Raw genomic sequence first — 12604 nt, 5'->3', positions numbered from 1 at the left:
CCCCACTTAGGGTACGGATCGCCTGTAAGATGCCCCGCTGCGGTGCCGTCCCCGCATGTCGGCAAGAAGGCTTGGCCGAGGCTGCATTGCACGGCGGCCTGTCGATAATGACGCTTAACAATGACTTGCAGGCTTGGCCGATGAATTTCAGCTGAGCGGCCAACACCAGGAATTCAATTGAAATACCACGTCAGTCACATCATGTGCGAAGGCCGGGCGTATGGCTTGCACGCCTACCAGGAAGTTATTGAGTCCGTCGTCTGGGGCCTGCGTGAGTTGGGGCACACGGTGGAGTTGGGCGTAGATACCTTCTCTGAATCGGCAACGAACATCATCTTTGGCGCCCAGATGCTGGAGATGGACGTAGTGAGCAAGCTGCCGCCTTCCACCATTGTTTATAACTTCGAGCAGATTCGAGGCGCGACTTTGCTGAAGCCGGCGCTGATGCATGCCGCCGCGAATTTCAAGATATGGGATTACAGCGAAGGGAATGCGGACGTGTGGAGGAAACTCAATGCGGATTGCCGGATCGTGCCAGTGGGTTATGCGGAACCTCTGACGCGAATTCCCAAAGCGCCAGTCCAGGACATTGACGTCCTGATGTACGGAGCACCCGGAACCGACCGTATGGATGCGTTCCATCACCTGTGCCATTCCGGGCTCAAGTCAGTCTTTGTGTGCGGCCTGTATGGGAAGGCGAGGGATGAGCTGATTGCGCGGTCAAAACTCATCGTGAACATCAATCTTTATACGGCCAAAAAAATATTTGAAGTCGTTCGCGTTTCTTATCTGTTGGCCAATCGCAAAGCCGTGGTGGCCGACATTGATCCGGAAACCATTATTGAAGAGGATATTCGCGCCGGAATCTGCGTCGCGTCTCCGTCAATGCTTGTTCAGGAATGCCACAACATTGTCTTCAACGACACTCGGCGCCAAGCGATAGAGGAAGCCGGATTTGAGGCCATTCGAAGCCGGGACATAAGGCCTATTCTCGAAGCCGCCTTGGCAGGCTGAGATCGGCTCGACGGGTAAAAGGCGAGTGCGGCTCGCGCCCGTGTCTGGCTTGAAAATCCATGTGTCGGTGTTTTGATTCCGCCTCAGGCCACCATGCGCCCCAGCGCCCCTTTCGGGTCCTGGGGCGTTTCCATGTGCGGAGCGGGATTACCACGATTTCACCGATATCGGCAGATGAGGTGAGCGCCGTCCCCGCGTCTCGCGCCTTATGGCAGTGGGAGTTTTTGTTAATGGTAGATTACCAACGAAGCGGTCAGGCAATCCGCGCGTAATTTCCAAAGGGGTGGCGACATGCAGGTTAATTTGCCCGTTGGGCTGACGAACGGGATATTTCAGGACGCAAAACTAGCGCGCGCGTTGGGTGAGGAGCTCGCTGGAGAATATTGTTTCGCTGAGCCGTACCCGCATATCGTTCTGGATAATTTTTTACCGGAAGCAATGGCGGAAGATATTCTGGCCAATTTTCCGGCGGAAAAACTGGATAGCGACGTGAATTATGTTGGTGGGTATTTTGAACACAACAAAAGACAAATACTCCCGTACGCCTGCAATCAAGCGGCGTTGAATTACTTTCTGGGTTTTAATTCGGCGCCCTTTTTGCAGTTTTTAGAAGGCCTGACCGCAGTTGATGCGTTGATACCCGATCCATACTTCTCTGGTGGCGGGTTTCATGAGATTACCAAGGGTGGAAAACTGGGTATCCATGCAGATTTTCGAATTCAAAACCAGCTGCATTTGAAGAGAAGATTGAATGTACTGATTTATTTGAATAAAGACTGGAATCGAGCGTACGGCGGGGAGTTCGAAATTTGGGATAGGGAGATGTCCGGAAAAATAAAAGGCATCGAACCTCTCTTTAACAGGTGCGTCATATTTAACACCGATGCCAGCTCGTATCACGGGCATCCTGACCCCTTGAACACCCCGGATGGCGTTACAAGAAAATCGCTCGCACTTTATTACTACACGGCGTCCAGAGCAATTTATGACGAAGTTCCCAATTCGGGTACGGAATTTCAAGCTCGTTCAGAAAATGAGGCTCAAGAGGTATTGTCATTAAAGGGGAGAGGGCCTCTGCTGAAGGAAGTATTGCCGCCAATTCTCTACAGGAATTTGCGCAACTTAAAAAGGAAGTACTTTAATAAAAAGACTGTGAATGGATGAGGCGTAAACCGTAGATTGCCAAGTCGGGCTGGCAATGACGATTTGTGAGATTGCATTCGTCAAAGCGGCTTGACGTTTTTTCCGGAAATTTCTTCTTGCGGTTTTCCGCAAGCCCCGCTCTCCGAGTGGGAAAGTCGGCTCAAGCGTTGAACCCGACCCTATCCCCCCTTCGCGGCAATCCAACGGTGTACCGAGGCTGCCGTTCAAGCGTGGTCCCGTATTGGCCTGCAGCACGGACAGGTCAACGGGATTCAACGGCCTGTCTGGCTTCCCGCCACACCGCAGGTGTCGAGCCCACCTCGCGCCGGAACACGGCGTTCAGGTATTGCACCGAACGAAAGCCCGAGGCCAGCGCAACCTCCGCGATGCCGGTGTCCGTGTGGGCCAACAATTCAAAGCAGTGCTCCAGCTTGCACTGCAGGATCAGGTCGTGCACGGAGCGCTTGAGGTCCCGGCGGAAGTACATCTCCAGCGATGAACGCGACATGCCCATCATTTCGGCCACCTGCTCGGTCTTGATGCCCTGGCAGGCGTACTGGCGTATGTAATAGAGCGCCCGCATCACTTGCGGGCTGTGCTGGACGTCGCGCGCGGTCGACGCCCGGCTGTGCACCTCGGCCGGCGGCACCACCACGCGGGCGCCGCGCACCGGCGAGCCGCTCAGCGCCTGGTGCAGCAGCTGCGCGGCCCGCCGGCCCATCTCGGCCGTGCCCTGGCTCACGGAACTGAGCTCGATGCGGGTGAGGTGCTGTCCCAGCGTATCGTTGTCGATGCCGATGATCGCGACTTCGTCGGGCACCGCGATGTTGGCGACGATGCAGGCCTGCAACAGCTGGCGCGCGCGCGCGTCGGTGACGGCGACGATGCCTGTCGGCTTGGGCAGGCTGTCCAGCCAGTCGATCAGCTTTTTGGTGGCGCTCCCCCAGGTGGGCGCGCTGGTGGCCAGGCCGCGATGGATCTCACCCGAAGCGCCATTGCGCAGCAGCCATGCCGAGAACGCCCTTTCGCGTTCCTGCGCCCAGCGGTTGAGCGGTGATTCCGGAAGGCTGTAGCAGGCGAAGCGCGTCACGCCGGCTTCCACCAGGTGCTCGAGCGCGCGCGCCACCAGCAGCTGGTTGTCGGTGGCCACGTAGGGGACCTGTCCCGGGTAGCAGGCGGGGTCTTCATAGGAGCCGCCGATGGCGATGACCGGCACATGGGCACCCGCGAGCGCCCGCGCGACGGCGGGATCGTCGTAGTCCGCGATGATGCCGTCGCCCTCCCACTCGTGGATGCCGTCGAGGCGAAAGCGGAAGTCCTCCTCCAGGAACAGGTCCCAGGCCACGCGCGTCTGCTTCACATAGTCACCGATGCCGATGAGGATCTCGCGGTCATAGACCTTGCTGGCGTGGAACAGCAGGGCCACGCGCAGGACTGCGGGGCCGCTGGTCCGGTCGGGCCGGCGCGGGGTCGGGCTTTTGGTCATGGAAGGCCGATCTTGGCACATTGCGCCGATTGCTGCGATGCAGAAAGAAATTTCATAAGCCACGCTCGGCAATTTCGCAAGCTGCCGCGCAGGCACGCCCGCTAGCATCGCCACTCTGCTGATCGTGATGCGGGTACCGTCCGGGCCCCGTCGCGTGGCATCGCGAGCCGGATCCGCGGGCGTCAACGCACGAAGACGCCGCTTTGTCGTGTGCGCGAAATGCCAATGCTTCCCGGGCAAGCAACGAGGAACTCGATGACTGAGCAAACCCGCTATCCGAGTCTCAAGGGCAAAAGCGTGTTCATCTCCGGTGGCGCGACGGGGATAGGCGCGTGCCTGGTGGAGCATTTCGCCGCGCAAGGCGCCAAGGTGGGGTTTGTGGATATAGATACCGAAGGCGCCCTGGCTTTGCAGGCCAGGCTGGCGCGTGAAGGCCTGCCCGGCGTCCATTTCGAGGAATGTGATGTTACCGACACGCCCCGCCTGCGCAGCGCCATCGGCACGCTGCGCCAGCGCATAGGCGCCATCCAGGTGCTGGTGAACAACGCGGCGAATGACCAGCGCCATCTCATTGAAGAGACCACGCCGGAGTCCTGGGACAGCGGCGTGGCGGTCAACCTCAAGCACTACTTTTTCGCCGCGCAGGAAGTTTTCAAGGACATGAAAGCCCTGGGCGGGGGCTCGATCATCAATTTCGGCTCCGTGAGCTGGATGGTCAAGACCGGCGGCATGCCCGTGTACACCACCTGCAAGTCCGCGGTCCAGGGGCTCACCAGAAGCCTGGCGCGCGATTTCGGCGCCCATCGCATCCGCGTCAACACGGTTGTGCCGGGATGGGTCATGACCGAAAAGCAGATCCGGCTGTGGGTGACGCCGCAAGCGAAGGCCGAACTGGCCAAAGCGCAATGCCTGCCCGGCGAACTTGCACCCGCGGACCTCGCGCGCGCCGTGCTCTTTCTCGCGTCAGATGACAGCAGCATGATCACCGCGCATGACCTGGTCGTCGACGGTGGCTGGACATGAACGCCCCGGCCGCGCGTGATCTCATCCTGGTGACGGGCGCGACCGGCAAGGTCGGTCGCGCGTTCATGGAACGCCTGCTGGGCGATGCGCGCTACGAGGGGTTCGAAATTCGCGCGCTGTGCCACAACCGGGCCTTGCCGCCGCATCCTCGCGTCGAATCGGTGCACGGCTCCATCCAGCATCGCGCCGACGTCCGCCGCGCGCTGGAAGGCGCCACGCACGTGCTGCACCTTGCCACCAGCAAGGAGACGCCGGACGAGGTGATGGACGTGGCGGTCAAGGGGATGTTCTGGCTGCTCGAGGAGTGCCGCGCCAGCAAGACATTCCGGCAGTTCCTGCTCGTGGGCGGTGATGCCGCGGTAGGGCATTTTTACTATCCGCACAGCGTTCCCGTCGTCGAAAGCCAGCCGCACAGCGCCTACCCGGGGTGTTATGCCCTGTCCAAGGTGCTCGAGGAAGTCATGCTGGAGCAATACCAGATCCAGTACGGACTCAACAGCTGCTGCCTGCGCGCGCCCTGGATCATGGAAAAGGATGACTTCCGCTATTCCCTGTCTTTTGGCGACGACGTCTTCGGAGGCCCGCGCTGGTGTGAGCTGGTGGATGCCGACAAGGCGCGCGAATACAGCGCGTCAGGGGCTGTTCCGGTCATGCTGGACCTGCAAGGCAAACCGGTCAAGCGCAACTTCGTGCATGTGGACGACCTGGTGGAGGCGCTTTTGCTGGCGCTCGATGCGCCGCGGGCCAGGCACCAGCGGATGAACGTCTGCATGGATGAGCCGGTCGATTACGGCGAACTCGGCGACTACCTGGCGCGCACGCGCGGCGTGCCGCTGGTTCCCCTGCGCACGCCTTACCACTCGACATGGCTGGACAACAGCAAGGCGAAATTTCTTCTGGACTGGCGGCCTCGCTACGACATGGCGCGGCTCGTGGAGGCCGCGTGGGCCTACCAGCGCCCCGCCGACGAGCCCCGCGTCGTCTGGTATCCCGGATAGCAACAGCGCTGCTCCCGCCGCCGCACCGGGAGCAGCTGAAAGCAAGGAGTGGCGGCGCGATTCGAAAAACCAACTGAGGAGACAAAACATGAAACAGCTTCAGCGACGCACTTTCACGGCAATTCTGGCCGGCGCCGGCCTGGCGGCGGCGTGGAGCCCGTTTGCCCATGCCCAAGCCGCCGGCAAGAAGCTGGTGATCGGGTTTGCCCAGACGGGCGCCGAAAGCGAATGGCGGACCGCCAACACCGAGTCGGTAAAAGCCGCGGCCAAGGCGGCCGGCCATGAACTGAAGTTTTCCGACGCGCAGCAAAAGCAGGAGAACCAGATCAAGGCGATCCGCTCCTTCATCAGCCAGAAGGTGGACGTCATCATCCTCGCGCCGCTGGTCACCACAGGCTGGGACACGGTGCTCAAGGAAGCCAAGGCCGCGAAGATCCCCGTGATCCTGGAAAGCCGCAACGTGGTGGTGAAAGACCCGTCCACCTGGACCACCTTCATAGGCTCCGATTTCGTCGAGGAAGGCCGCCGCGCGGCGCAGTGGCTTCTGGATAACACGAAGAACGGCACGGGGACGGTGAACATCGTCGAGCTGCAGGGAACGGTCGGCTCGGACCCGGCCATAGACCGCAAGAAGGGATTTGACGAAGTCCTCAAGGGGAATGCGCGCTACAAGGTCATCCGCTCCCAGACCGGCGACTTCACGCGCGCCAAGGGCAAGGAAGTGATGGAAGCCTTCCTCAAGGCCGAGGGCAAAAAAATCAATGTCCTCTACGCGCACAACGACGATATGGCCATAGGCGCTATCCAGGCCATCGAGGAGGCGGGCCTCAAGCCCGGCAAGGACATCCTCGTCATCGGCGTCGACGCCGTCAAGGGTGCCTTCGAAGCCATGATCGCCGGCAAGATGAATGTGAGCGTGGAGTGCAACCCGCTGCTGGGCCCGCAGCTGATGGAGGCCGCGGCCAAGGCCGCCGCGGGCCAGACCCTGCCGCGCTGGATCAAGACGATAGAGGGGGTATTCCCCGCGGAGGTCGCGGCGAAGGAATTTCCCAACCGCAAGTACTGACAAGCACGAGAGAAACGGTTTTGCCATTCGTAGGGTGACAAAGCGATTGGCCTGGGAGTCGCTGCTCACTACGACCAAGCCGCGCGGTTTAGCCATCGCGCCCATGCCGCCGCCAGGCCGGCAAATAACGATCAGGAGACAACCATGCATACGAGAAGAGACATCCTCGCCGCCGGCGCAGGCGCAGCACTGGCTGGTATTGCGGGACCTGCGGCGGCGCAGACCTATGAGCCGGGCTGCTTCAAGCCCTTTTCCTCCAGCACCAAGACCATCCAGTACCCGGCCCGCAAGGGGCCCTACCGCATCGCCCTGGCCAACGGCTATGCGGGAAACAGCTGGCGCATCCAGATGATCAAGTCGCTCAAGGCCTATGCGGCGACACCCGAGATCAAGCCCCACATCAAGGAACTGAAGGTGGTCTCCACCGGCACCGACGTCGCCGCGCAGCTGGGCGCCATCGACAACTTCATCAACGCGGGTTTCGACGCCATCCTCACCATCGCGGTGTCGCCCACCTCCTTCAAGCCGGTGATCAAGCGCGCCAAGGATGCGGGCGTGGTCCTGATCCCCTTTGACAACGTGCTGGACACCGACGAGGTCATCCAGGTCAACGAAGACCAGTTCGAGATGGGCCGCCTCATGGGGCGCTGGCTGGAGAAGAACGGCGTCACCAGCGGCAAGGTGCTGGAAATCCGCGGGCTTCCGGGCAACTCGGTCGATCGCGACCGACACCTGGGCTTTCGCGAGATCATGGAAAAGCACAAGGGCGTGCAGATCGTCGAGGTGGTCGGCAACTGGGACGACGGCACCTCCCAGAAAGTGGCGGCGGACGCCATCGCCGTGCACGGCCGGTTCAACGGCATTTACACCCAGGCCGGCTCCAACGGCACGGTCCGTGCGCTCATCGAGGCCAAACATCCCTTCGTGCCCATAGGTGCCGAGGGCGAGAACGGTTTTCGCAAGATGGTCTACGCGCACCACAAGGACGGGCTCAAGGGTGCTTCGGCCGCGCAGTCCCCCGGCCTGGTCGCCGTGGCGCTGAAGGCGGCCATCGCCGCGCTGCAAGGGCAGAAGCTGCCCCAGTACATCTCGGTGCCCATTCCTTATGTGGAATACGCGCAGATGGCGCCGGGGAAAAACTTCTATCCCGAGCTGCCGGACACGTTCTACGTGGCCAATGAGTTCCCGCCGTGCAACATCAACATCACGGCGCCGGACATCATGAAGCAGAGCGAAGGGAACACCTGAAGGAAGGCGCCGTGCCCCAGACCTTGCTGCAGCTCCAGGACATCTCCAAGCGCTACGCGGGCGTGCGCGCGCTGGACGGCGCGGATCTCACCTGCCATGCCGGCGAGATCCACGCCGTGCTGGGGGAAAACGGCGCGGGCAAGTCCACCCTGATCAAGGTCATCGCCGGGGTGGTGCAGCCCGACGCCGGCCGCATCCTCATGGACGGCGTGGAGCTGCGCCTGGCTTCGCCCAACGTCGCCCGCGACCATGGGATCGCCTGCGTGTTCCAGGAACTGTCCCTGGTGCCGGACCTCTCAGTGGCCGAGAACATCTTCCTGTCGCGGCCGCCGCGCCGGCGCGGGCTGATCGACGCGAAGGCGCAGCAGGCGCAGGCTGCCGCCCTGCTGGCCATGCTGGGGTGCGGCGACATCCACCCCAGGGAGCGCGTGCGGGACCTGCCGCTTTCACGCCGCCAGCTGATCGAGATCGCCAAGGCGCTGAGCCTGAAACCGCGCCTGCTGATCCTGGACGAGGCGACCTCGGCGCTGAGCAGCGAGGACGTGGAGCGGCTTTACACGCTGTTGTTCCAGTTGCGCGTGCGCGGCGTGGGCATCCTGTTCATCTCGCACCGCATGCATGAGGTCAAGGCGCTGGCCGACACCTGCTCGGTGTTTCGCAGCGGCAGGCGCGTGGACAGCTTCGTCGGCGGCAGCCGATCTGATGCGCAGGTGGTGCAGCTGATGATAGGCCGCGACGTCGCCAAGACCTATCCGCCGAAAACCGGCCCCGCGCCCTGGGCCCAGCCCGCCATCAGCGTGCAGGGCCTGGGCTGGCCCCCCGCGCTGCACGACATCTCGCTGGAGATCAAGGCCGGCGAGATCGTCGGGCTGGGAGGGCTGGACGGGCAGGGGCAGCGGGAGCTGCTGCTGGCGCTGTTCGGCGTGCTCAAGGGCGTGCAGGGCAAGGTGCAGGTGTTCGGCCAGTTGCGCCGCGACCTGGCGCCGCATGTCTGCAAGGGCCCGGAGCTGGGCATCGCGCTGATCCCCGAGGACCGCAAGACCGAGGGGCTGATCCTGCCCATGAGCATCCGCGAGAACATGAGCCTGGCCAACCTGCCGGCGCTAACGCGCCTGGGCATGCTCAGCGCGGCGGCGGAGTCCTCCGCCGTGGCGCGCATGGTGGAGCAACTGCGCATCAAGATAGGCGATGCGCAAGACCCGGTGCAGACCTTGTCGGGCGGCAACCAGCAAAAGGTGGTGATCGCCAAATGGCTGATGGCCCAGCCGCGCGTGCTGCTGCTCAACGACCCGACCCGCGGCATCGACGTGGCCACCAAGCAGGAGCTGTATGCGCTGCTGCGCGAGCTGGCCGCCCGGGGTGTGGCCGTGCTGCTGTATTCCACCGACTATGAAGAGCTCATAGGCCTGGCCGACCGCGTGCTCATCATGTACGAGGGCCGGATTGCCCGCACACTGGCCGGCGGCGATATCAGCGAGCACGCCATCGTGGCCTCCTCGCTCAACGTCTCACCCGGCGGCCGGGAGGCCGCCACCGTATGAGCCGGCGCGGCGAATGGCGCATGGCATTGCGGCGCAACGGCGGGCCGCTGGCCGCGCTGGCGGTGTTCATCGTGATGTTCGCGCTGTTCCTGATGGAGCACCCGCGCTCGATTTCCGCGGCCATCGTGACCACCGCGTCCAACAAGGCGGTGCTGCTGGCCATCGTGGCCATGGCGCAGACGCTGCCCGTCATCACCCGGGGGCTGGATCTCTCCGTCGGCATGGTCATGGTGCTGACCGGCTGCCTGGCTTCCACGGTCGTGAACGGGGCGCCCTGGCAGGTGGCGCTGGGCATTGTGCTGGTGCTCGCCTGCGGCGCGGCGGCCGGCGCCCTCAACGGCGCCATCGTGGTGTTCGGGCGCCTGCAGCCCATCATTGTCACGCTCGCCACCGGCGCGGTGTATTTCGGCTTTGCCCTGCTGCTGCGGCCCGCGCCGGGCGGCGAGGTCAGCGAGGGGCTGTCGGACGCGCTGACAGGCCGGCTGTTCGGCGTGATTCCCGCCACCATGGTGCTGTTGGCCGTGCTGGTCGTGCTGGGGTGGATGCCTTTGAAGCGCACGGTGACGGGCCGCGCATGTTATGCCGTCGGGTCGTCGGAGCAGGCGGCCTACCTCTCCGGCGTTCCGTCGGACCGCGCCAAGTTCCTGGCCTATACCGTGGCCGGCCTGCTTTCGGGTGTGGCCGGCCTGCTGCTGTCCCTGATCGCGCTGTCGGGCGAAGCCAGCGGCCCGCAGGCCGGCCTGTACACCCTCAATTCGATCGCGGCGGTCGTGATAGGCGGCACCTCCCTGTATGGCGGCACCGGCGGGATGGTCGGCTCCATCCTGGGCGCCTTCGTGCTGCGCACCATCGGCGACCTGCTGTTCGTCTTCAATGCGCCGGCGCTCTGGCAGCCCCTTTTTGAGGGCCTGATCCTGCTGGCCGCCGTGTGCATGGGCGCGGCGCGCGTGTTGCGCGTCAGAAACCGCCTGGAGCTGTTTTGATGAGCACCGGTGAACTGGTCGCTGCGCAGCCTTCGTCCGCAACCGCTAGGGCGAAGAGCCCTATGCAGCGCCTGCTGCTGAACCCGCCCGCCGTGGTGGGGCTGTGCTGCCTGCTGCTGCTGCTGGCCGGCAGCGCCGTGAACCGCAATTTCCTGATGCCCGCCTACCTGCTGCAGCAGCTGCAGATCGCCGCTTTCCTCGGGCTGGCCGCGGCGGGGCTGATGGCCGTCATCCTGCTGGGCCACATCGACCTGTCGGTGCCCTGGACCATCACCACCGGCGCCATGATGGCCGCCGCCGCGGGGTCGGCTTATGGGGCCGGCTGGGCCATCCCGGCCGGCCTCTTCTGCGGCGCGCTGGTCGGGCTGGCCAACGGCCTGGGTGTGGCGCTGCTGCGCATCCCCTCCATGATTTTCACGCTGGGTGCCAATGCCGTGCTGCAGGGGCTGATGGTGCTGTACACCGGCGGCCATGCGCCCCAGGACGCCGCCACGCCGCTGATGCGCGAGCTGGCCGTGGGCAGGACCCTGGGCCTGCCCAACGCGGTGCTGGCCTGGGCAGCCGTTTCGCTGCTGGTGTACCTGCTGCTGACGCGCACGGCGGCCGGCCGTTATGTCTACGTGATCGGCAACAGCGAGCGCGCCGCCTACCTCAGCGGCGTGCGCACCGCCAGGATGACGGTCGCCTGTTTCGTCGCCTGCGGCATGCTGGCGGCGTTCGCCGGGGTGATGCTGGCCGGGTATTCAGGCAACGCCTACCAGGCCATGGGCGACCCCTACCTGCTGCCGGCGATCGCGGCCGTGGTGCTGGGCGGCACCAACATCCTGGGCGGGCGCGGCAGCTACCTGGGCACGGTCGCCGGCGTCGTGTTCATCGTGCTGTTGCAAAGCATGCTGGCGGTTTTGCAGATGCCCGAAGCGGGCCGCCAGATCATTTACGGAGCGCTGATACTGGCCATGCTGCTGCTGTACGGAAGATCGGCCAAAGTGAGATGAAGGGATGTGAGCATGGGTGAACGCTATGGGATTCGCGGTGATTTCCGCCTGCACGACACCCGCTTTCGCGGCCTGGTGCCTCCCAACGCTTTTGTGGAAAAACTCTACAGCGGTGCGCGTTGGGCCGAAGGGCCGGTGTATTTCCCCGCGGGTGATTTCCTGCTGTTCAGCGACATCCCCAACAACCGCATCCTGCGCTGGGTACCCGACGGTGCCGGGCCCGGGTGCGTGCTGGAGTTCCGCAAGCCTTCCGATTTCGCCAACGGCAACACGCGCGACGGTGAGGGCCGCCTGCTCAGCTGCGAGCACGGAACGCGCTGCGTGAGCCGCACCGGCCACGACGGGCGCCGCACGGTGCTGGCCTCCTCGTTCCAGGGAAAAAAACTCAACTCGCCCAACGACCTGGTGCTGGGGCCCGATGGAGCCTTGTGGTTCTCCGACCCGTCCTACGGCATCCTCTCCGATTACGAGGGTTACGCGGCAGAGCCTGAGTACGGCGGCCGCTACGTGTTCCGCGTCGACACCGTCAGCGGCCGCGTGGAGGCGGTCGTGACCGACTTTGTCCAGCCGAACGGGCTGGCTTTTTCGCCCGACGGGCGGCGGCTGTATATCGCGGATTCGGGCGCCTCGCACGATCCCCAGGGGCCGCGCCACATCCGCTCCTTCCTGGTGAGCGGAGACCGCTTGCTGGGCGGCGAGGTGTTCGCGACGGTGGACAGCGGCATCCCGGACGGGCTGCGCGTGGACGTTCTCGGCAATGTCTGGACCAGCGCCGGCGACGGCGTCCATTGCTTCACGCCGCAAGGCGAGCTGCTGGGCAAGATCCTCATCCCGGAGCCGGTGGCCAACCTCGAGTTCGGCGGCCCGCGCGGCAACAGGCTGTTCATCACGGCAACGACTTCGCTGTATGCCTGCTACCTGGCGACCTCCGGTGCGAGCGTTTCCGCGCCGCGAGCCGGCTGAGGGGTGGCCATGCCGGCGACTATCCCGCCTATCGCACCAATTGCTGCAATGCAGAAAGAAATTTCACAAGCCGCGCTCGCCAAATTCGCAAACTTGCGCGGCGGCACGAGGACTAGCATCGCCATTTTGATTGTTCCGGCGCAT

General features: G+C 63.7%; 11 protein-coding genes. 10 read left to right on the top strand and 1 reads right to left on the bottom strand.

Annotation, left to right across the window (positions count from 1 at the left end; all coding sequences use genetic code 11):
• Window positions 1-177 precede the first annotated feature (177 nt).
• Both BLQ85_RS21780 and BLQ85_RS21775 read left to right on the top strand, forming a co-directional pair.
• A complete protein-coding gene (locus tag BLQ85_RS21780) occupies window positions 178-1014 on the top strand; it encodes a hypothetical protein (protein WP_074580056.1) in 837 nt (278 codons plus the stop codon).
• A gap of 291 nt (window positions 1015-1305) precedes the next feature.
• Complete coding sequence (locus tag BLQ85_RS21775) at window positions 1306-2178, top strand: 2OG-Fe(II) oxygenase (protein ID WP_074580055.1); 873 nt, start codon at window positions 1306-1308, stop codon at window positions 2176-2178.
• A gap of 241 nt (window positions 2179-2419) precedes the next feature.
• On the opposite strand, the gene BLQ85_RS21770 is transcribed toward BLQ85_RS21775, so the two are convergent.
• A complete protein-coding gene (locus tag BLQ85_RS21770) occupies window positions 2420-3643 on the bottom strand; it encodes a XylR family transcriptional regulator (protein WP_074580054.1) in 1224 nt (407 codons plus the stop codon).
• 255 nt (window positions 3644-3898) lie between these two features.
• On the opposite strand from BLQ85_RS21770, the gene BLQ85_RS21765 reads away from it, so the two are divergent.
• The 8 genes from BLQ85_RS21765 to BLQ85_RS21730 all read left to right on the top strand — a co-directional run bounded on the left by BLQ85_RS21765 (window position 3899) and on the right by BLQ85_RS21730 (window position 12460).
• Window positions 3899-4666, top strand: a complete 768-nt coding sequence (locus tag BLQ85_RS21765; protein WP_074580053.1) for an SDR family NAD(P)-dependent oxidoreductase — start codon at window positions 3899-3901, stop codon at window positions 4664-4666.
• The gene (locus BLQ85_RS21760; protein WP_074580052.1) at window positions 4663-5664 is read left to right on the top strand and encodes an NAD-dependent epimerase/dehydratase family protein; all 1002 of its coding nucleotides are present in this window, start codon (window positions 4663-4665) and stop codon (window positions 5662-5664) included. Before BLQ85_RS21765 ends, BLQ85_RS21760 begins: the two co-directional genes overlap by 4 nt.
• 88 nt (window positions 5665-5752) lie before the next feature.
• Window positions 5753-6730, top strand: a complete 978-nt coding sequence (locus BLQ85_RS21755) for an ABC transporter substrate-binding protein (RefSeq protein WP_074580051.1) — start codon at window positions 5753-5755, stop codon at window positions 6728-6730.
• Between the two features lie 144 nt (window positions 6731-6874).
• On the top strand, window positions 6875-7978 hold the full coding sequence (locus BLQ85_RS21750) for a sugar ABC transporter substrate-binding protein (RefSeq protein WP_074580050.1): 1104 nt from the start codon (window positions 6875-6877) through the stop codon (window positions 7976-7978).
• Window positions 7979-7989: 11 nt separating this feature from the next.
• Window positions 7990-9519 (top strand): sugar ABC transporter ATP-binding protein, encoded by a 1530-nt coding sequence (locus BLQ85_RS21745; protein ID WP_083336950.1) that lies wholly within the window; start codon window positions 7990-7992, stop codon window positions 9517-9519.
• A complete protein-coding gene (locus BLQ85_RS21740; RefSeq protein ID WP_074580049.1) occupies window positions 9516-10502 on the top strand; it encodes an ABC transporter permease in 987 nt (328 codons plus the stop codon). The genes BLQ85_RS21745 and BLQ85_RS21740 overlap by 4 nt, the downstream gene beginning before the upstream one ends.
• A 62-nt stretch (window positions 10503-10564) precedes the next feature.
• Window positions 10565-11497: an ABC transporter permease gene (locus BLQ85_RS21735; protein WP_254806498.1), complete on the top strand. Its 933-nt coding sequence runs from the start codon at window positions 10565-10567 to the stop codon at window positions 11495-11497.
• A gap of 12 nt (window positions 11498-11509) precedes the next feature.
• Window positions 11510-12460, top strand: a complete 951-nt coding sequence (locus tag BLQ85_RS21730) for an SMP-30/gluconolactonase/LRE family protein (RefSeq protein ID WP_074580047.1) — start codon at window positions 11510-11512, stop codon at window positions 12458-12460.
• Window positions 12461-12604: the final 144 nt, after the last annotated feature.

The organism is Polaromonas sp. JS666 (assembly GCF_900103405.1).
GTDB lineage: Bacteria > Pseudomonadota > Gammaproteobacteria > Burkholderiales > Burkholderiaceae_C > Polaromonas.
Note: the sequence above shows the minus strand (reverse complement) of the source record. Positions and strands in the feature narration are given on the sequence as shown.

Excerpts from the sequence above, each read along its gene's own strand:
- BLQ85_RS21765 (WP_074580053.1), top strand. The coding sequence starts at position 3,899 with ATGACTGAGCAAACCCGCTATCCGAGTCTCAAGGGCAAAAGCGTGTTC.
- BLQ85_RS21760 (WP_074580052.1), top strand. The coding sequence starts at position 4,663 with ATGAACGCCCCGGCCGCGCGTGATCTCATCCTGGTGACGGGCGCGACC.
- BLQ85_RS21770 (WP_074580054.1), bottom strand. The coding sequence starts at position 3,643 with ATGACCAAAAGCCCGACCCCGCGCCGGCCCGACCGGACCAGCGGCCCC.
- BLQ85_RS21740 (WP_074580049.1), top strand. The coding sequence starts at position 9,516 with ATGAGCCGGCGCGGCGAATGGCGCATGGCATTGCGGCGCAACGGCGGG.
- BLQ85_RS21735 (WP_254806498.1), top strand. The coding sequence starts at position 10,565 with ATGCAGCGCCTGCTGCTGAACCCGCCCGCCGTGGTGGGGCTGTGCTGC.
- BLQ85_RS21775 (WP_074580055.1), top strand. The coding sequence starts at position 1,306 with ATGCAGGTTAATTTGCCCGTTGGGCTGACGAACGGGATATTTCAGGAC.
- BLQ85_RS21730 (WP_074580047.1), top strand. The coding sequence starts at position 11,510 with ATGGGTGAACGCTATGGGATTCGCGGTGATTTCCGCCTGCACGACACC.
- BLQ85_RS21750 (WP_074580050.1), top strand. The coding sequence starts at position 6,875 with ATGCATACGAGAAGAGACATCCTCGCCGCCGGCGCAGGCGCAGCACTG.
- BLQ85_RS21755 (WP_074580051.1), top strand. The coding sequence starts at position 5,753 with ATGAAACAGCTTCAGCGACGCACTTTCACGGCAATTCTGGCCGGCGCC.